Consider the following 18826-nt stretch of genomic DNA (forward strand, 5'->3'; position numbering starts at 1 on the left):
CGAAGCAATGGCCCGTATGGAGCCCGCTCCCACCCCCTTCTGACCGTGCCGAGAAGCGCAGGGCCTGGGGTGAGCGCGTGCCGAAGGACACGCGCCTCGTTGTCTAGCTTGCCGCAGCTGTCTGAGCGGAGTTCGAAGAACGCAGCGAGTTCTGCGGCACACCCCAGGACCGAGCATCGCAGGCTGCCCCCTCGCCCCCGGGCGAGGGGGACACGGGCAGCGGGGTCGTCTTTTCTTGGCCTACCTTCTTTTGACGAAGCAAAAGAAGGTAGGTGCGCCGCCGGGCGCACATCCCGGCCTCCGCCCTCAACACAGGCAGGACGCCACCATCATCCCTAAACGATCAATACGCTGCACTGACCTTGGCTGGCTCGCCAGCAGCAGCACCCGGCGCACCAAACTGCATCCTCAATTTCCGCGCTGCATTCACAAACATCAGCACATCCACGCCCACCGCCACAAACGTGCACCCCAGATCCAGGTACCGCTGCGCCAACACCGGATCCGAGGTCAGCGTCCCCGCCGCCTTGCCACTGGCGATGATGGTCTTCATCGCGCCTTCGATGGCCGCCTGCACCTCCGGGTGGCCCGGGTTGCCGCGGTGGCCCATCGAGGCGGCCAGGTCGGCCGGGCCGATGAAGACGCCGTGCACGCCCTCCACCGCGCAGATGGCAGGGAGGTTCTGCAGCGCGGTCACCGTTTCGGCCTGCACCAGCAGGCAGACCTCGTCATCGGCCACGTTCAGGTAGTCGCTGCGTGCGCTCCACTGCGAGGCACGCCCCACGGCGCTGCCCACGCCGCGTGTGCCGAGCGGCGGGTACTGCGTGGCCGCCACGAGGGCACGGGCCTGTTCGGCCGTGTCCACCATGGGCACGAGCAGGGTGCGGGCGCCGATGTCCAGCATCTGCTTGATGAGGGCCGTGCTGCCCTCGACCACACGCACCACGGGCTGGGCGCCGTGGGCTGCCACCGACTGCAGTGCGGCCAGGGTGCTGCGCACGTCGTTGGGGGCGTGCTCGCCGTCGACCAGCAGCCAGTCGTAGCCGCAGGTGGCGGCTGCTTCGGCCAGGTAGGGGTCGGCCATGGAAAGCCACAGGCCGACCTGGGGGCGGCGTTCGGCGAGGGCGGTCTTGAAGGGGTTGTGAGCGGGCATGGATAAGGGTTCTCAGTCGAGTTGGCCTTGGCAGAGGTACTTGGTGTGCAGGTAGTCGTCCAGGCCGTGGGTCGAGCCCTCGCGGCCGTAGCCCGACTCCTTGACGCCGCCGAAGGGCGCGGCCTCGGCCGCGATGGCGCCTTCGTTGATGCCCACGATGCCGGTCTCCAGCGCGTCGGCCACGCGCCAGATGCGGCGCAGGTCCTGGCTGTAGAAGTACGCGGCCAGGCCGAAGGGCGTGTCGTTGGCGGCGGCGATCACCTCGGCCTCGTCGGTGAAGCGCGTGAGCGGGGCCACGGGGCCGAAGGTCTCCTCGCAGGCGCAGGCCATGCTCGCGTCGGCGCCCACGAGCACGGTGGGGGCATAGTAGGTGGGGCCTAGCTGCGGCAGGCGTTCGCCGCCCGTGAGCACACGTGCGCCACGGGCCACGGCGTCCTGCACGTGGCGCTCGATCTTCTCCACCGCACGGTCGTTGATCATGGGGCCGATCTGCGATGCCGGGTCGCTTGCGGGGCCGACCTGCAGGGCGGCCACGCGGGCGGCGAGCTTGCCTGCAAATGCGTCGTGAATGGATGTGTGTACGAACACCCGGTTCGGGCACACGCAGGTCTGGCCGCCGTTGCGGAACTTGGCGGCCATGAAGCCGTCCACGGCCGCGTCGAGGTCCGCGTCCTCGAACACGATGAAGGGTGCGTTGCCGCCCAGCTCCAGCGAGAGCTTCTTGAGCGTGTCGGCGCTGCGCCGCGCCAGGTGCTTGCCCACCGGGGTGGAGCCGGTGAAGGTGATCTTGCGCACGCGGGCGTCGTCGAGCCATACGTCCACCACCTCGGGCGTCTTCTCGCGCGAGGCGGTCACGATGTTGAGCACACCGGCGGGCACCCCGGCCTCGTGCGCCAGCAGCACCAGGGCCAGCGAGGTCAGCGGCGTGTCCTCGGCCGGCTTACAGACCACGGTGCAGCCGGCGGCCAGGGCCGGGGCGATCTTGCGCGCGATCATCGCGGCCGGAAAATTCCACGGCGTGATCGCGGCCACCACGCCCACGGGTTCCTTCAGCGCGAACATGCGCCGGCCCGGCACGGGCGCGGGGATGAGTTCGCCGTTCATGCGCGTGGCCTCTTCGCCAAACCATTCGATGTAGCTGGCGGCATAGGCCACCTCGCCCTTGCCTTCGGCCAGGGGCTTGCCCTGTTCACGGCTGATGAGCTTGCCCAGGTCGTCCTGGTGGGCCAGCACCAGGTCGTTCCAGCGTTTGATGGTCTGGGCGCGTTGCTTGGCGGACACCTTCTTCCAGGCAGGGAAGGCGGCATGCGCGGCATCGAGCGCGGCGCGTGCCTCGGCGGCGCCGCTGTCGGGCACCTCGGTGATGGTGGCGCCGGTGGCGGGGTCGGTCACGGCGAGCAGGGCGCCGGGGCCGGGCGTCCATTGGCCGGCGATGAAGTTGGCGCTGCGCAGCAGGTCGGGGCGGGTCAGGGTCAGGGTCAGGGGCATGGGGGGGCTGTCGGTGGATGGTCGGTGCGGGCTCAGCTCACGATGCCGAGGTGCCAGGGCACGAATTCATGGTCGCCCAGGCCCAGGGCCTCGCTCTTGGTGGCCTCGCCGCTGGCATGGCGCAGGATCTGCGCGAAGATGCGCTGGCCCATCTCCGGCACGGAAACGCCTTCGTCGATGACCACGCCGCAGTTGATGTCCATGTCCTCTTCGAGCCGGGTGTACATGGGCGTGTTGCTCGCCAGCTTGATGGTGGGTGCCGGCTTGCTGCCGAACATGGAGCCGCGCCCGGTGGTGAAGCAGATCAGCTGCGCGCCGCTGGCGATCTGGCCGGTGCAGGCCACGGGGTCGTAGCCGGGCGAGTCCATGAACACGAAGCCGCTTTCGGTGATGGGCTCGGCGTATTCGTACACGGCCTTCAGGGGCGTGGTGCCGCCCTTCATGGCCGAGCCCAGCGATTTCTCGAAGATATTGGCCAGCCCGCCGGCCTGGTTGCCATGGCCCACCACGCCGTTGAACTGGGCGTTCTGGCCCGCGGCATAGCGTTCCCACCAGGCCAGGCGGTCCAGCAGCTTCTGGCCGACGGCGGGGCTCACGGCGCGGCGTGTGAGCATGAACTCCACGCCATGGATCTCGGGCGTCTCCGACAGGATGGCCGTGCCGCCATGGCGCACCAGGAGGTCCATGGCCGCACCCAGCGCCGGGTTGGCGGTGATGCCCGAGAAACCGTCCGAGCCGCCGCATTCCAGCCCGATCTTGAGGTGGGCCGCGCTCACCGGCTGGCGCCGTGCGGCGTTCGCCTCGGGCAGCATGGCCTCAATGGCGGCGATGCCGGCCTCGATCGTGGCGCGCGTGCCGCCCACCTCCTGCATCACCAGGGTGCGCATCAGCCGGCCGGCCTTCAAGCCCTGCGAGTCCACCAGCGCATCGACCTGGTTGCGCTCGCAGCCCAGGCCCACGATGAGCACGCCCGCCAGATTGGGGTGGCGCGCATAGCCGGCCAGGGTGCGGCGCAGCACGTCGAAATGCTCGCTGGGCGAGGACATGCCGCAGCCGCTGGTCTGCGCGAAGGCGGCCACGCCGTCCACGTGCGGAAAAGCGGCCAGCTTCTCGGGCGTGAAGTGCGCGGCAATGCGCTTGATGACGGTGGCCGAGCAGTTCACCGACGACAGGATGCCGATGAAGTTGCGCGTGCCCACGCTGCCATCGGCGCGCACGAAGCCCTGGAAGGTGGCGCGTTCGGCATCGGGCACCAGGTCCACCGGCCGCACGTCGGCACCGAAGGCCGGGTCGCGGTAGTAGTCCACGAGCTTGAGGTTGTGGCTGTGCACGTAGTCGCCGGGCTCCAGGTCGCGCGTGGCCACGCCGATCACGGTGTCGTACTTGCGCACCTGCTCGCCCTCGGCGATGCGGCGCGCGGCGATCTTGTGGCCGGCGGGCACCTGGGCGCGTGTGCGCACGCCGAGTTCGGGGATAGCCTGGCCCAGGGCCAGCGCGGACTTGGCGACCAGCACGTTGTCGTTGGGGTGCAGGTGCAGCAGGGGGCTGGAGAGGAGGGCGGGAGCCTCGGGGGCATTCATCGGGGGCCTTCTTTGTGGTGGGGGACCGCTCGTGGCGGCCCAGGAACTCAAGTGCGCATCAATTCACGCAGCTTGAGCTTGTCGATCAGCACGGTTTCCTTCTGGTAGACCGCGTTCACGTACTTCTCGTAGTCGGGGCCGTCCAGGTACAGGAGCGGCGCATCGAGCTTGTCGGCCACGGCCTTGAACTCGGGGCTGGCCACGGCCTGGCGGAAGGCGTCGCGCAGCTTGGCGGCCACGGCCGGCTCCAGGCCCTTGGGGGCGCCGATGCCGTTGGGGGCATCCACCACCACGTTGTAGCCGGCTTCGCGCAGCGTGGGCGTGTCCTTGAAGCGGGCGGTGCGCTGCTCGCCCCAGGTGGCCAGCAGGCGCAGCTTGCCGGCCTCGACATGGGGCGCCCAGGAGCTGGAGTCGGCCAGCGCATCCACATGGCCGCCAAGCACGCCCTGCAGCGCCTCGGCACCGCCCTTGTAGGGCACGTGGTTCAGCTGGATGCCCGCTGCAGCGGCGAACTCCTCCATGCCCACGTGGGTCGCGCCGCCCACACCGGCATGGGCATAGGTCACCTTGCCGGGGTTGGCCTTGGCATGGTCGACGAAGTCCTTCAAGGTCTTGAAGCGCGAGTCCGCCGGCACGGCAATGCCGAAGGTCTGGCCCGAGGTGCGCGCCAGGTAGGTGAAGTCCTTGCGCGGGTCGGCCTGCAAGGTGCCCAGCTGCGCAAAGCGCGTGACCGAGATGGGGATCTGGCCGATGGTGTAGCCGTCGGCCTTGGCCGAGGCCAGGGCCTTGGAGCCGATCATGCCCGAGGCACCCGCGCGGTTCTCCACCGCGATGGCCTGGCCCAGGATGCGCCCGGCCACGGTGCACAGCGTGCGCATCGACTGGTCGGCCGTGCCGCCCGCGGGCCAGGGGCAGATGAAGGTGATGGGGCGCTCGGGGTAGTTCTGCGCCAGCAGCGTGCCGGGCAGGGCGCTGAGCGCGGTGGCGCCGAGGGCGCCCAGGACGAGCTGGCGCCGTCCGCCGTGGGGGGTGTCGTGCATGCGTGTCTCCATCGTTGTTGTATCGGAAGCCGCGATTGTTCAGAAGCACTGCATAACAATCCAATGAAAATACGGACTCTCTTCATAGCCCCAATGACATGAATCAGGAGAAACCCCGATGACCCGCATCGACCGCGTCCTGCGTTCCAACCTCAAGCTGCGCCACCTGCAGATGCTGGTGGCGCTGGACCAGTTCCGCCACCTGGGGAGGGCGGCCGAGTTCCTGGCGGTCACGCAGCCGGCCGTCTCCAAGACCCTGGCCGAGATCGAGCGCATGTTCGGCCTGCCGCTGTTCGAGCGCTCCACGCGGGGCACCGAGCCCACGGCCGCCGGTGCCAGCGTGGTGCGCTTTGCGCGCTCGGTGCTGGCCGGCTACGACCGCACGCGTGCCGAGATCGCGGCCGAGGCCAGCGGCGCCAGCGGTCGCACCAGCGTGGGCGCCATGGTGGTGGCCACGCCCGTGCTGCTGGCCCAGGCGGTGGAGCGGCTCAAGGCGCGCTCCACCCACACCAGCGTGCTGGTGGAGGAGGGCGACCTTACGCGCCTGCTGCCCAAGCTGCGCCTGGGCGAGCTCGACCTCTTCGTGGGCCGGCTCGAACCCGGCTACGCCTCGCCCGACCTGGAGACCGAGGCCCTGTATGCCGAGCCCATGGCCGTGGTGGTGCAACCCGGCCACGTGCTCGCACGCAAGCGCAAGCCCCAGTGGGCCGACCTGGCCGCGCTGCCCTGCGTGATGCCGCCGCCCTGGGCCTCGCTGCGCGTCAAGCTCGACCAGATGTTCTTCGCGCACGACCTGCACCCGCCGGCCGACATCGTGGAGTCGGCCTCCTTTCTCACGCAGCTGTCCTTCATCCACCAGCGCGGTGCCGTGGCCTTCATGGCGCGCTCGGTGGCGCAGCACTTCGCGGCCCAGGGCCAGGTGGCCGTGCTGCCGCTGGCCGTGCCCATCGACCTGCCGCCCGTGGGCCTGATCACCCTGCGCGGCCAGCGGCCCACACCCAGCACCGAGCAACTGATCGACTGCCTGCGGGAGGTTGCGGCCGGCATGCGCAGAAAGCCGCGCACAAAGAGTTAGCCCCAGGTGCGGGCCAGGGCGGCCGCCGCAGCCTGCAGCCGGGGCAGCTTCTCCAGCGCCTGGGCCAACGTCATGCGCGCCGCCGGGGCCTGCAGCGCCACGGCGCAGCGGATGCTGTGGCCATCGGCACCGCGCACCGGCACGGCCACGCAGACCAGGCCTTCGACGAACTCCTCGGCGTCGACCGCGTAGTCGTCCTTGCGGATGCGCTTGAACTCCGCATCGAGCGCGGCGCGCGTGGTCAGCGTGGTGGCGGTGTGGCGGGTCAGGGCCAGGCCGTCGAGCAGCTTGTGGCGCTGGCCGGCGGCCATGTGCGCCAGCAGCAGCTTGCCGCTGGCCGAGCAGTGCACGGGCACGCGCGTGCCGGGGCGCAGGTTCATCTGCAGCGGAAAAGCCGACTCGATGCGGTCCAGGTACACCACCTCCGCACCGGACAGGGCGGTGAAGTTGCAGCTCTCACCCACCTCGGCCACCAACTGGCGCAGCACGGCGTGGCGCACGCCCTGCTGGGTGCTGCCGGCCAGCGTGGCCTCGGCCAGGCGCAGCAGGCGGGGGGCGGGCGCATAGCGCCGGCCGTCGGGCTCGCGTGCCAGCAGGCCGCCGGCTTCCAGCTGCACCAGCAGCCGGTGCACGCTGGGCTTGGGCCAGCCGCTGGCGGCCACGGCCTCGGCCAGGGTCAGCGGGCGCGCTTCGCGCACCAGCAGCTCCAGCAGGTCGAACAGGCGCAGGCCGGGGGAGGCGGGAGCGGTGGTTTCTGTCATGAATCTCTGATTTCGAGACGAAATAAGAAAATATTCCGGGATTTATAAGGCCTGCCCTACAGTGGACGCAAGCCCTTTCCTGAAAGCCTTTGCTGTCCATGGCCTCACCTTCCGCTCCCTTTCGCAATGCCGTCGTGACCGGCGCCTGTGGCGGCCTGGGCCAGGCCCTGGTGCGCGAGTTGCTGGCCCTGGGCGCACAGGTGGCCCTGGTGGGCCTGCAGCGCGATGTGCTCGACTCCCTGGCCGCCACGGCACCCGGCCGCTGTGCTGTGTACACGCCCGATGTGGCCGATGCCGATGCCATGGCCCAGGTGGCGGCCGATTGGATGGCGCGCGCCGGCCTGCCCGACCTGGTGGTGGCCAATGCCGGCGTGGCGGGCGGCTTCGATACCGGCGAGGCCGGCGACCTGGCCGTGATGCGCCGCATGCTGGAGATCAACCTGCTCGGCCCGGCCACCACCTTCCAGCCCTTCGTGCGGGCGCTGCGTGCGCAGGCCCAGCAGGGGCCGCGCTGCGCCCTGGTGGGCGTGGCCAGCATTGCGGGCTGGCGCGGCATGCCCGGCAATGGCGCCTACTGCGCGAGCAAGGGCGGGCTCATCCGCTACCTGGAGAGCCTGCGCGCCGAATGCCGGGGCACGCGCCTGTCCGTGCACACCGTGAGCCCGGGCTACCTGCGCACGGCGCTCACCGCGGGCAACCGTTTTGCCATGCCCGGCCTGATGGAGCCCGATGCCGCCGCGCGTGCGCTGCTGGCCGGTGTGGCACGCGGGCGCGAACACATCGTGCTGCCGCGCCATATCGGCTGGCTCTCGCGCCTGCTGGCCTGCCTGCCTGCGGCCACCTACGACCACCTGCTGCGCGGCCAGCCGCGCAAGCCGCGCGTGGGCGAAGCCGGTGCCACGGCCATCCCGGGCCTGCCGGGCACCACCCAGGCCCCTTCCGACCCCCGTTGAATCCCACCCGCGAGCACGCCCCCAGATGCAAGACGATCTCCGCCACGCCCCCACCGGCCTGCAGGCCTGCGTGGACACCACTACACCTGCCACACGGGGCATGATCGCGCTCATCGGCGCCGGCCCCTCGGGCCTGGCCGGGGCGCGCAACCTGCAGAAGCTGGGCATCCCGTTCCAGGGCTTCGAGGCCTATACCGACGTGGGTGGGCTGTGGAACATCGCCAACCCGCGCTCCACGGTGTACGAGTCGGCCCACCTGATATCCAGCAAGCGCACCACCGAGTTCAGCGAGTTCCCCATGGCCGACAGCGTGGCCGACTACCCCAGCCACCGCGAGCTGTGCCGCTACTTCGCGGCCTTTGCCGACCGCTTCGACCTGCGCCGGCATTTCCGCTTCGGCGTGCGCGTGCTCAAGGTGGAGCCGCTGGATGAGCGCGCAGACAGCCTGTGGCGCGTGACCATCGCCACGGCGGATGGCGGCACCGAATCGGCCGAGTACAAGGGCGTGGTGATCGCCAACGGCACGCTGGCCGAGCCCAGCATGCCGAAGTTCGAGGGCCATTTCAGCGGCGAGCTGCTGCACACCTCGGCCTACAAGCATGCACAGCAGTTCCAGGGCAAGCGCGTGCTCATCGTGGGCGCGGGCAACTCGGGCTGCGACATCGCGGTGGATGCGGTGCACTATGCCGACAGCGTGGACATCTCGGTGCGGCGCGGCTACTACTTCGTACCCAAGTACGTGTTCGGCAAGCCGGCCGACACCTTGGGTGGCCGGCGCCCGCTGCCGCCGTGGCTCAAGCAGAAGGTGGACAGCACGGTGCTCAAGTGGTTCACGGGCGACCCCACGCGCTTCGGCTTTCCCAAGCCCACCTACAAGATGTACGAGTCGCACCCCATCGTGAACTCGCTCATCCTGCACCACCTGGGCCATGGCGACATCCACGTCAAGCCCGACATCGCGCGCTTCGACGGCCCCACCGTGCACTTCAAGGACGGCACGCGCCAGGACTACGACATGGTGCTGGCCGCCACCGGCTACACGCTGCACTACCCCTTCATCGCGCGCGAGCTGCTCAACTGGCAGGGCATGGCGCCGCGCCTGCATCTCAACATCTTCGCACCCGGCCGGCACCGCCTGGCCGTGCTGGGCATGATCGAAGCCAGCGGCATCGGCTGGCAGGGCCGCTACGAGCAGGCCGAGCTGGTGGCGCGCTACTTCAAGTCACTCGATGCCGGCACGCCGGCCGCGCAGGCCTTCACGGCTGCGGTGCAGGGCCCGCCGCCGGACCTGTCGGGTGGCTTCAAGTACCTGCAGCTCGAACGCATGGCCTACTACGTGCACAAGGACACCTACCGCGCGGCCGTCCGAAAAGCATCGGCCGGGCTGGCCTGATCGGCGACAAGAAGAACTTCGAGGAGACAACGCATGCTGCCCGTGGACGAGATCCGCCTGAACTTCAACCCCGCCTCGCTGATGCTGCTCAACGCGGTGCTGGCCTTCCTGATGTTCGGCATCGCGCTCGACACACGGGTGGACGACTTCCGCCGCGTGGCCAAGATGCCCTGGGCCATGGCCGTGGGCATTGCCGCCCAGTTCATCGTGCTGCCGGCGGTGACCTTTGTGCTCACGCTGCTGCTGGGCGTGGGGCCGAGCATTGCGCTGGGCATGATCCTGGTGGCCTGTTGCCCGCCGGGCAATGTGTCCAACATCCTCACGCACCGCGCGCGTGGCAATGTGGCGCTGTCGGTGTCCATGACGGCGATCTCCAATGCCATCGCCATCGTGGCCATGCCGCTCAACTTCGCCTTCTGGGGCGGCATGCACCCCACGGCCGCGCCGCTGCTCAAGACCATTGAGCTCGACCCGCTGGAGATGGTGGGCCACATCGTCGCCATCATCGGCCTGCCCTTCGTGCTGGGCCTGGCCTGTGCGCACCAGCTGCCGCGCCTCACGCAGCGCGTGAAGAAGGCCGTGCGCATCATCAGCTTCCTGGCGCTCATCGGCTTCATCCTCGGGGCCATCGCGGGCAACTGGCGCTTCTTCCTCGACTACGTGGGCCTGGTGCTGCTGGCCGTGGCGCTGCACGATGCGCTGGCCTTCGGCACCGGCTACCTGTGTGCGCGCGCCACCGGCCTGCAGGACTACGACCGGCGCGCGGTCTCCATCGAGGTCGGTATCCGCAACGCGGGCCTGGGCCTGGTGGTGATCTTCAGCTTCTTCGGCGGCCTGGGCGGCATGGCCGTGGTGGCCGGCGTCTGGGGCTTCTGGGACATCATCGCGGGCCTGGCGCTGGCCAGTTGGTGGGGCCGCAAGGACCCCGCCGGTGCGCCTGCCGTGGCGCTGGGAGAGCGGGCATGAGCGGCGCGCCGGTGCGGGCCCGCAACATCCTCGTGACCGGGGCCGACGGTTTTCTGGGCCGCGGCGTGGTGGCGGCACTGGCACGGCGGCCGGACACGGGCGCTGTGGTGGCCCTTGATGTGCGCGAGGTGCCGCCCGAGCGTCGGGAACCGGGCGTCACCTATGAGGCGCAGGACGTGCGCGACCCGGCCCTGGCCACCACCCTGCAGCGCCATGCCATCGACACCGTGGTGCACCTGGCCTCCATCGTCACGCCGGGCCGCGATTCGAACCGGGCGTTTGAGTACGACGTGGACGTGAACGGCACGCGCAATGTGCTCGAAGCCTGTGCAGCGCAGGGCGTGCGGCATGTGGTCGTGTCCTCCAGCGGTGCGGCCTATGGCTACCATGCCGACAACGCGCCCTGGATCACCGAGGACCACCCGCTGCGCGGCAACGAGGCCTTTGCCTACGCGCACCACAAGCGCCTGGTCGAGGAGATGCTGGCCGCGTGGCGCCAGAGCCACCCTGCGCTGGCGCAGACCGTGCTGCGCATCGGCACCATCCTGGGCGATCGGGTGGACAACCAGATCACTGCGCTGTTCGAGAAGCCGCGCCTGCTGGCCATCCGCGGCAGCGACAGCCCGTTTGTCTTCATCTGGGACGAAGACGTGACTGGCGCACTGCTGCATGCCCTCGATGGCGCCGCGCCCGGCTGCTACAACCTTGCGGGTGACGGGGCGCTCACCATCCACCAGATCGCCGCGCGCCTGGGCAAGACCACGCTCGACCTGCCGGCCGGCCTGCTGCGCGCGGCGCTGTTCGTGGGCTCGCGCCTGGGGGTGAGCCGCTACGGGCCCGAGCAGCTCGACTTCCTGCGCTACCGCCCGGTGCTGCTCAACACCGCGCTCAAGGAGCAACTGGGCTATGTGCCGCGCAAGACCAGCGCCGAGGCCTTCGATGCCTTCGTGGCCGCGCGCCAGCGGCAGGGGCGGCCGGTGGCCGTGGCAGGCGCCCTGGCGGGCAGCGGCGCATGAGCACGGCGGCGACTGCCGTGGGCGATGCGCCGCCGCGCGCACTCTCGCAGGGCGACCTGGCCTGTGCGCTCGCGGTCATCCTGATCTGGGGCTCGAACTTCGTGGTCATGAAGATGGGGCTGCAGACCCTGAGCCCCATGCTGCTGGGTGCGCTGCGCTTCGTCGCGGCCTCGCTGCCCTTTCTGCTCTTCGTGCGCCGGCCGCAGCTGCCCTGGCGCTTCATCGTGGCCTATGGCCTGGCCCAGGGCGTGGGGCAGTTCGGCCTGCTGTTCCTGGGCCTTCGCCTGGGCATGACGGCGGGCATGGCCTCGGTGGTCATGCAGACCCAGGCCTTCTTTACCCTGATCCTCGCTGTCACGTTGTTGCACGAACGCGCGCGCCCTGCGCAGTGGCTGGGCCTGGCGGTGGCGTTCGCGGGCCTGCTGGTGATCGCCAGCGCCCATGGCGAGGGCGCGCTGCAGATGAGCCTGGCGGGTTTCATCCTCACGCTGGGCGCGGCCTTCATGTGGGCCCTGTCCAACCTGGTGGTGCGCTTCGCGGCGCGGGTGGGCGGGCAGTACGCGCCGTTTCCCTTCGTGGTGTGGAGCAGCACGGTGCCCATCGTCCCCTTCTTCGCGCTGGCGCTGTGGCTCGATGGCCCGGCCTCGGTGGCAGCGCAGCTCGCAGGGCTCAACGGGCAGGCGCTGTTCGCCGTGCTCTACCTGGCCCTGCTGGCCACCTTGCTGGCCTACAGCCTGTGGACGCGCTTGCTGCAGCGCCACCCGGCCGGGCGGGTGACGCCGTTCTCGCTTTTGATCCCGGTGGTGGGCCTGCTGGCCGCCATGTTGGTGCTGGGCGAGCAGCCGGCGCCCGCGCAATGGGCGGGCACCGCTGCGGTGCTTTTCGGCATGCTCATCAACCAGTTCGGGCACCGGCTGAAGCGGGGCTGAAGGCCCCGCCCAATCGTCAGGCCTTGGCGATGCGCGCTGCGATGGCCTGGCCCAGTTCTGTGGTGTTGGCCGTGCCACCCAGGTCGGGCGTGAGCGGGCCTTCCTTCAGGGCGGCTTCGATGGCGGCCACGATGGCATTGTGCGCGGCGCGGCCGGCGCCCTGGCCCCGGGTCAAAAAGTCCAGCATCAGTGCGCCCGACCAGATCATGGCGATGGGGTTGGCGATGTTCTTGCCGTAGATATCGGGGGCCGAGCCGTGCACGGGCTCGAACAGCGAGGGGAAGGTGCGGTCCGGGTTCAGGTTGGCCGAGGGCGCCAGGCCGATGGTGCCGGTGGTCGCGGGGCCCAGGTCCGACAGGATGTCGCCGAACAGGTTGGTCGCGGCCACCACGTCGAAGCGGCCGGGCTGCAGCACGAAGCGCGCGGTCAGGATGTCGATGTGCTGCTTGTCCAGCGTGATCTCCGGGTAGTCCTTGGCGACTTCCTCGGCACGCTGGTCCCACCAGGGCATGCTGATGGCGATGCCGTTGCTCTTGGTGGCCAGGGTCACGTGCTTGCGCGGGCGGCTCTGGGCCAGGTCGAAGGCGAACTTCAGCAGGCGCTCGGCGCCCTTGCGCGAGTAGACCGACTCCTGGATCACGATCTCGCGGTCCGTGCCTTCGTACATGATGCCGCCCAGCGAGGTGTATTCACCCTCGGTGTTCTCGCGCACCACGTAGTAGTCGATGTCGCCGGGCTTGCGGCCGGCCAGCGGGCAGGGCACGCCCTCGAACAGGCGCACCGGGCGCAGGTTGATGTACTGGTCGAACTCGCGGCGGAACTTGAGCAGCGAGCCCCACAGCGAGACGTGGTCGGGCACGGTGGCGGGCCAGCCCACGGCACCGAAGAAGATGGCGTCCACGTCCGAGAGCTGGGCCTTCCAGTCGTCGGGCATCATCTGGCCGTGTTCGGCGTAGTAGTCGCAACTGGCCCAGTCGATGGTGCGGTAGTTCAGCGCCATGCCGAAGCGCTCGGCTGCGGCCTTCACGGCGCGCAGGCCTTCGGGCATGACTTCCTTGCCGATGCCGTCGCCGGGGATCACGGCAATGGTGTATTGGGTGGTGCTGCTGCTCATCAGATGTCTTCCTTGCATGGTGGCGGGTGTGTGGCCTGCATTGTTGGACAGCCCTCACCAAAATACAATCGGCCGCCTGTGCATCCATTGTTCACACTTCGTGCATAAAACACCCTCCAACGAAGACCTGCGCGTGTTCACCGTGGTCGTGCGCAAGTCGAGCTTTGCCGACGCAGCCACCGAGCTGGGCACCTCGCCCGCCTATGTGAGCAAGCGCATCCGCCTGCTCGAGGAAGACCTGGCCGTGAAGCTGCTGCACCGCACCACGCGGCGCGTGGCCGTCACGGAGGAGGGCGAGCGCGTGTTCCACTGGGCCCAGCGCATCCTGGACGACGTGGACCAGCTGCTGCAGGAGGTGGCGGTCACGCGCCGCGAGCCGCGCGGCCTGTTGCGCGTGAGCAGCAGCTTCGGCTTTGGCCGGCGCGTCGTGGCACCGGCCCTGTCGCGCCTGGTGGAGCGGCACCCGGGCCTGCAGGTGCGGCTGGAGGTGTTCGACCGGCTGGTGGATGTGGCGGGCGAGGGCTTCGATCTCGATGTGCGCGTGGGCGACGAGATTGCGCCCCACCTGATTGCGCGGCGCCTGGCCGACAACCACCGCGTGCTGTGCGCGGCCCCGGCCTACCTGGCGCGCCACGGCACGCCGCGCGCGCTGGCGGAGCTCTCCAGCCACGATTGCCTGGTCATCAAGGAGCGCGACCACCCCATCGGCGTGTGGCGCCTGCGCGCCGGTGCGGTGGAAGAGATGGTCAAGGTGCGAGGCCCGCTGTCGGCCAACAACGGCGAGATGGTGGTGCAGTGGGCCGTGGACGGGCGCGGCATTGCACTGCGCTCGCTGTGGGACGTGCAGCCCCATCTCTTGGCCGGGCAACTGGTGCAGGTGCTGCCCGAATGGCGCCAGGACGCCAACGTCTGGGCTGTGTACCCCACGCGGCTGCACCTGTCGGCCAAGGTGCGCGTGTGCGTGGAGTTTTTGCAGGACCATTTCCAGAAGGAATGGTCCGGGATCGGCTGAAGGCCGATCAGCCGCCGGCCAGGGCGGTTTTCACTGCGCCGGAGACCTGGCCCATGTCGGCCTTGCCGGCCAGGCGCGTCTTGACCACGCCCATGACCTTGCCCATGTCGCCGGGGCCCGAGGCGCCCAACTCGGCCACGATGGCCTTCACGGCGGCCAGGGTTTCTTCGGCCGACATGCGTTCGGGCAGGTAGGTCTGCAGCACGGCCATTTCCGACTTTTCCTTGTCGGCCAGGTCCTGGCGGTTGGCCTGCTCGAAGGCGGCGATGGAGTCCTTGCGCTGCTTGATCAGCTTGTCCACGATGGCGACCACGGCCACGTCGTCGAGTTCCACGCGCTCATCGACTTCCTTTTGCTTCATCGCTGCCAGCAGCAGGCGGATGGTGGCCAGGCGCTCGCTGTCCTTGGCGCGCATGGCGGTCTTCATGTCTTCGGTGATCTGGTCCTTGAGGGACATGGCTTTGCTCCTGTAGCTTGTCAGGTGGAAAAAGGGGGGCGAAGGATGAGCAGAAAACAAAAAACCCGCGCCTGGCGTCCCGAGCGCGGGTTGATGTGGCCGGTGAGGGCCAGCGATCAGTACAGCTTCTTGGGCAGCTGCATGCTGCGCACGCGCTTGTAGTGGCGCTTCACGGCGGCGGCCTTCTTGCGCTTGCGCTCGGCGGTGGGCTTTTCGTAGAACTCACGGGCGCGCAGGTCGGTCAGCAGGCCGAGCTTTTCAATGGTGCGCTTGAAGCGGCGCAGGGCGACGTCAAAGGGTTCGTTTTCTTTTACGCGGATCGTAGTCATTAGCTAATGTGTTCCAAATGTGCCCACAGAGGGTCGCAAGGAAGATCGGGCCTTGGGACCATGCGTGGCGGTTTCCCCGTCCTAACTAGTATTGGCCGACGGGGTATGCCAGCGAAGCCGAGCATTATAGCAGCCACTTCGGAAAATTGTGCAAGTGGGCCCCGTTCGCCCCAAGGTGGTGCGCATGGCGCGGAAATTGCAAGTGTGCTTACCGTCGGCAGCGTTTCGCCGTGACACCTCTTGCAGAGACAGGAACTGGGCACCAATGGCAATCATGCACCGCGTATCGGGTTGGCTGGGAAGGCTCAGCGTCGGCCGCAAGCTCATGCTCATCTACCTGCTGGACCTCACGGCGGTGATCTACGTCTCCAGCATCCTGATCCACGAGAAGAACCAGGCGATCGACTTCACGCGCAAGGAGATCGTGGGCACCACCTATGCCACCGTGGTGCGCGACGGCCTGCTGGGCCGCTTCCTGCAGCCGGGCGAGCCCGCCCTGTCCGTGGCCGAGACCCTGGAGCGCCTGGCCAAGGTGCGCGCCGAGCACGACGAGGCCTTGCACACCCAGGAGGCCGGCCAGCGCTTCCAGGATGCGCTGGGGCGCCTGGGCACGGACGCCGCAGGAGAGGCCGATGCACAGGCCCTCACGCGCTTGCGCAGCCTGCTGCTGCGCGACGGGCGCGAACTGCTCACCACCGTGGGCAACCAGTCCAACCTGATCCTCGACCCCGACCTGGACAGCTACTACGAGATGTCGCTGTCGGTGCTGCGCTTTCCCGAGTTGCTGCAGGCCGTGCATGACACGGTGAGCTTTCTGAACTCGCCGCGCACCGCGCGCGGGCCGCAGTGGTCGTCCGAGCTGCTCACGCTGGTGGGGCGGCTCGAAGCCGTCACCTTGGGCATCGAGTCGGACTACAACCAGGCCTTCATCGCCGGCACACCCGAGCTGCGTGCGGCGCTGGTGCACGACCGCGGTGCGCTCAACGCCGCATTGCTGGAATTCCAGTCGCACCTGCAGGCCGTCGCCAGCGGCGAATCGCGCCTGACCATGGCCCAGCTGGCCGCGCAGGAGGCCAAGGTGCTTGGTGCCCTGCAGGCGGCCTGGGGCTCGGGCATCAAGGACCTGGACCGCCTGCTGCACCAGCGCGTGGACAGCCTGTACTCGCGCATGTGGCTGCACCTGGGCACGGCCCTGGTGCTGCTGGGCTGCATCCTGTCGCTGGTGACCCTGGTGGCGCGGCAGATCGCCAAGCCCCTGCAACAACTGGCCCGCGTGGCCGATGAAGTGCGCAAGAGCGGCGACCACACGCTGCGCGCCCACTGGAACAGCAGCGACGAGATCGGCCGCCTGGTCACCGCCTTCAACGGCATGCTGGCCCAGCTCGACCGCGAGCGCCTGCTGCAGCAGGAGCTGGCCGCCAGCGCGCGCGCGGCCGAGGCGCAGCGCGAGCTGGTGGAGGCCTTCCCGATACCGATCATGGTGACCTCCATCCCCGAACACGAGGTGCTGCACTCCAACACCCCCGCGGGCCAGTGGCTCAACGGCCGCACCATCGACCCCTGGGTGGCGGGGCTGGAGCCCGGCGTGCGCGGGCGCTTTTTCCAGCGCCTGGCGGACCAGGGCTCGGTCGACGAGTTCGAGGTGCGCTGGAAGGGCGGGCCCGAGCCCTCGTGGGCCGTGCTGTCGGCGCGGCGCCTGGTGTTCCAGGGGCGCGATGCGGTGCTCACGGCCTTCACGCCGATCAATGTGCTCAAGGTCATGGAGCAGCGCCTGGAGCTGTGGGCCAAGGTGTTCGAGGCCTCGTCCGAGGGCATCATCATCATGAACGCCGACCAGCAGATCATCAGCGTGAACAAGGCTTTCTGCCGCAGCACGCACTACGACTTCTACGAAGTGATCGGCGAAGACCTGGGCTTTCTGCAGGAGGACGTGGCGGGCCAGGAGCCGCTGTCGGCCCAGATCAGCCGGGCCATGCAGGACAAGGAGTCCTGGCAGGGCGAGGTGCGCTTTCGCCGCCGCTCGGGCGAGACCTACCCGGCCTGGCTCATGGTCTCGGCCGTGCGCGAGGGCAAGGCGGGCGCGGTGGTCAACCACATCGGCATCGCCATCGACATCACCGACCGCAAGCAGAACGAGGAGCGCATCCAGTTCCTGGCGCACCACGACGTGCTCACCGAGCTGCCCAACCGCTCGCTGTGCGTGCAGCGCCTGCAGATCGCGCTGGCGCATGCCCAGGGCCACAACGAGCGCGTGGCCGTGCTGTTCATCGACCTGGACCGCTTCAAGTCCATCAACGACACGCTGGGCCACCACATCGGCGACGGCCTGCTGCGCTCGGTGGCCAGCCGCCTCACGCAGGCCGTGCGCAGCCGCGACACCGTGAGCCGCCTGGGCGGCGACGAGTTCGTGATCATCATGCGCGACGTGGCCGGCCCCGAGGACGTGCAGCAATTGGTCGAGAACCGCCTGATCCCGCTGATCCGCCAACCCCACCCGGTGGAAGGGCACGACCTGAACGTCTCGTGCAGCGTGGGCATTGCGGTCTACCCCGAGGATGGCGGCGACATCGACGAACTCATGCGCCGCGCCGACGCGGCCATGTACGAAGCCAAGACCACGGGCCGCGACATGGCGCTGTTCTACTCGGCCGAAACCGACCAGCGCGCGCTGGCGCGCCAGTCCATGGAGCAGCACCTGCGCCGCGCGCTCGGCCGCGACGAGTTCAGCCTGCACTACCAGCCGCGCATGAGCGCCCGGGGTGCGCGCCTTCTGGGCGTGGAGGCCTTGCTGCGCTGGAACAACCCGGTGCTGGGCATGGTGCCGCCCAGCGAGTTCATTCCCATCGCGGAAGAGACCGGCATGATCCGCGCCATCGGCGCCTGGGTGCTGCAGCAGGCCAGTGCGCAATGGGTGGCCTGGCAGTCGCTGGAATGCGAGGGTCCGAACGGCCCGATGGCCCACCCTTTGTCCATGGTGCCGGTGTCGGTGAACCTCTCGGCTGCGCAGCTCGGCGACCCGCAGCTCGTGCCCGATATCGAGGCGCTGCTTGCGCGCTGTGGCATGCCGGCGCACCGGCTGGAGCTGGAGATCACCGAGTCGCAGCTCATGGACCATGCCAACTCGGCCGAGCGGCAACTGGCCGCGCTCAAGGCCCTGGGCGTGCAGCTGTCCATCGACGATTTCGGCACCGGTTATTCGAGCCTGGCCTACCTCAAGCGCTTCGACATCGACCGGCTCAAGGTCGACAAGTCCTTCATCCACGACATGCTCACCAACCCGGCGGACATGGCCATCACCCGCGCCATCATCGCGCTGGGCCATACGCTCAACCTCAAGGTCGTGGCCGAGGGCGTAGAAGACCTGGCCACGGCCCAGGTGCTGGGCGCGCTCGACTGTGAGGAGCTGCAGGGCTTTCACTTCACGCGGCCGCTGCCCGTGGCGCAACTGGAGCAATGGGTGCTGCAGCATGCGCAGCGGCCGGCGCACGGGGATTCGCGCTTCGGCGAACTGGTGCGCATTCCGTAGTCCCCCATTTCGCTGGCGGGCGAAGTGTGGCCGT

The 18826-nt window shown here is 69.1% G+C and carries 16 protein-coding genes; 8 read left to right on the forward strand and 8 right to left on the reverse strand.

Features of this window, described 5'->3' with window-relative positions:
* Positions 1 to 343 precede the first annotated feature (343 nt).
* Genes HNP48_RS32850 through HNP48_RS32865 form a run of 4 tightly spaced genes read right to left on the reverse strand, consistent with a single transcriptional unit; the run spans position 344 to position 5261 of the window.
* Positions 344 to 1153, reverse strand: a complete 810-nt coding sequence (locus tag HNP48_RS32850; protein ID WP_184865393.1) for an aldolase/citrate lyase family protein — start codon at positions 1151 to 1153, stop codon at positions 344 to 346.
* A gap of 12 nt (positions 1154 to 1165) precedes the next feature.
* The gene (locus HNP48_RS32855) at positions 1166 to 2635 is read right to left on the reverse strand and encodes an NAD-dependent succinate-semialdehyde dehydrogenase (RefSeq protein WP_184865476.1); all 1470 of its coding nucleotides are present in this window, start codon (positions 2633 to 2635) and stop codon (positions 1166 to 1168) included.
* Between the two features lie 38 nt (positions 2636 to 2673).
* Positions 2674 to 4221, reverse strand: coding sequence for a UxaA family hydrolase (locus HNP48_RS32860; RefSeq protein WP_184865395.1), 1548 nt, complete (start codon positions 4219 to 4221; stop codon positions 2674 to 2676).
* Between the two features lie 47 nt (positions 4222 to 4268).
* On the reverse strand, positions 4269 to 5261 hold the full coding sequence (locus HNP48_RS32865; RefSeq protein WP_184865397.1) for a tripartite tricarboxylate transporter substrate binding protein: 993 nt from the start codon (positions 5259 to 5261) through the stop codon (positions 4269 to 4271).
* 118 nt (positions 5262 to 5379) lie between these two features.
* Between HNP48_RS32865 and HNP48_RS32870 the strand changes: the two genes are divergently transcribed.
* A complete protein-coding gene (locus tag HNP48_RS32870; RefSeq protein WP_184865399.1) occupies positions 5380 to 6336 on the forward strand; it encodes a LysR substrate-binding domain-containing protein in 957 nt (318 codons plus the stop codon).
* On the opposite strand, the gene HNP48_RS32875 is transcribed toward HNP48_RS32870, so the two are convergent.
* Positions 6333 to 7097 carry an IclR family transcriptional regulator gene (locus HNP48_RS32875; protein ID WP_184865401.1) on the reverse strand — a complete coding sequence of 255 codons (765 nt, stop codon included), beginning with the start codon at positions 7095 to 7097 and terminating at the stop codon, positions 6333 to 6335. The genes HNP48_RS32870 and HNP48_RS32875 overlap by 4 nt on opposite strands.
* A gap of 98 nt (positions 7098 to 7195) precedes the next feature.
* On the opposite strand from HNP48_RS32875, the gene HNP48_RS32880 reads away from it, so the two are divergent.
* Genes HNP48_RS32880 through HNP48_RS32900 form a run of 5 tightly spaced genes read left to right on the forward strand, consistent with a single transcriptional unit; the run spans position 7196 to position 12354 of the window.
* A complete protein-coding gene (locus HNP48_RS32880) occupies positions 7196 to 8050 on the forward strand; it encodes an SDR family oxidoreductase (protein WP_184865403.1) in 855 nt (284 codons plus the stop codon).
* Positions 8051 to 8075: 25 nt separating this feature from the next.
* Positions 8076 to 9443 (forward strand): NAD(P)/FAD-dependent oxidoreductase, encoded by a 1368-nt coding sequence (locus tag HNP48_RS32885; protein WP_260420475.1) that lies wholly within the window; start codon positions 8076 to 8078, stop codon positions 9441 to 9443.
* 33 nt (positions 9444 to 9476) lie between these two features.
* On the forward strand, positions 9477 to 10409 hold the full coding sequence (locus HNP48_RS32890; protein WP_184865405.1) for a bile acid:sodium symporter family protein: 933 nt from the start codon (positions 9477 to 9479) through the stop codon (positions 10407 to 10409).
* The gene (locus tag HNP48_RS32895) at positions 10406 to 11425 is read left to right on the forward strand and encodes an SDR family oxidoreductase (RefSeq protein WP_184865407.1); all 1020 of its coding nucleotides are present in this window, start codon (positions 10406 to 10408) and stop codon (positions 11423 to 11425) included. Before HNP48_RS32890 ends, HNP48_RS32895 begins: the two co-directional genes overlap by 4 nt.
* On the forward strand, positions 11422 to 12354 hold the full coding sequence (locus HNP48_RS32900) for an EamA family transporter (protein ID WP_184865409.1): 933 nt from the start codon (positions 11422 to 11424) through the stop codon (positions 12352 to 12354). Before HNP48_RS32895 ends, HNP48_RS32900 begins: the two co-directional genes overlap by 4 nt.
* Positions 12355 to 12370: 16 nt before the next feature.
* Here the strand turns inward: HNP48_RS32900 and HNP48_RS32905 are convergent, their stop codons facing one another.
* Positions 12371 to 13468, reverse strand: a complete 1098-nt coding sequence (locus HNP48_RS32905) for a tartrate dehydrogenase (RefSeq protein WP_184865411.1) — start codon at positions 13466 to 13468, stop codon at positions 12371 to 12373.
* A 100-nt stretch (positions 13469 to 13568) separates the two neighbouring features.
* Between HNP48_RS32905 and HNP48_RS32910 the strand changes: the two genes are divergently transcribed.
* Positions 13569 to 14480, forward strand: a complete 912-nt coding sequence (locus HNP48_RS32910) for a LysR substrate-binding domain-containing protein (protein ID WP_184865413.1) — start codon at positions 13569 to 13571, stop codon at positions 14478 to 14480.
* A 7-nt stretch (positions 14481 to 14487) separates the two neighbouring features.
* On the opposite strand, the gene HNP48_RS32915 is transcribed toward HNP48_RS32910, so the two are convergent.
* Both HNP48_RS32915 and rpsU read right to left on the reverse strand, forming a co-directional pair.
* Positions 14488 to 14937, reverse strand: coding sequence for a GatB/YqeY domain-containing protein (locus HNP48_RS32915; RefSeq protein WP_184865415.1), 450 nt, complete (start codon positions 14935 to 14937; stop codon positions 14488 to 14490).
* 116 nt (positions 14938 to 15053) lie between these two features.
* Positions 15054 to 15266 (reverse strand): 30S ribosomal protein S21, encoded by a 213-nt coding sequence (rpsU, locus tag HNP48_RS32920; protein ID WP_007833691.1) that lies wholly within the window; start codon positions 15264 to 15266, stop codon positions 15054 to 15056.
* Positions 15267 to 15531: 265 nt separating this feature from the next.
* Between rpsU and HNP48_RS32925 the strand changes: the two genes are divergently transcribed.
* Positions 15532 to 18792 (forward strand): EAL domain-containing protein, encoded by a 3261-nt coding sequence (locus HNP48_RS32925; protein ID WP_184865417.1) that lies wholly within the window; start codon positions 15532 to 15534, stop codon positions 18790 to 18792.
* The last annotated feature ends 34 nt before the right edge of the window (positions 18793 to 18826 follow it).

The organism is Acidovorax soli (assembly GCF_014207955.1).
GTDB lineage: Bacteria > Pseudomonadota > Gammaproteobacteria > Burkholderiales > Burkholderiaceae_C > Acidovorax > Acidovorax soli_A.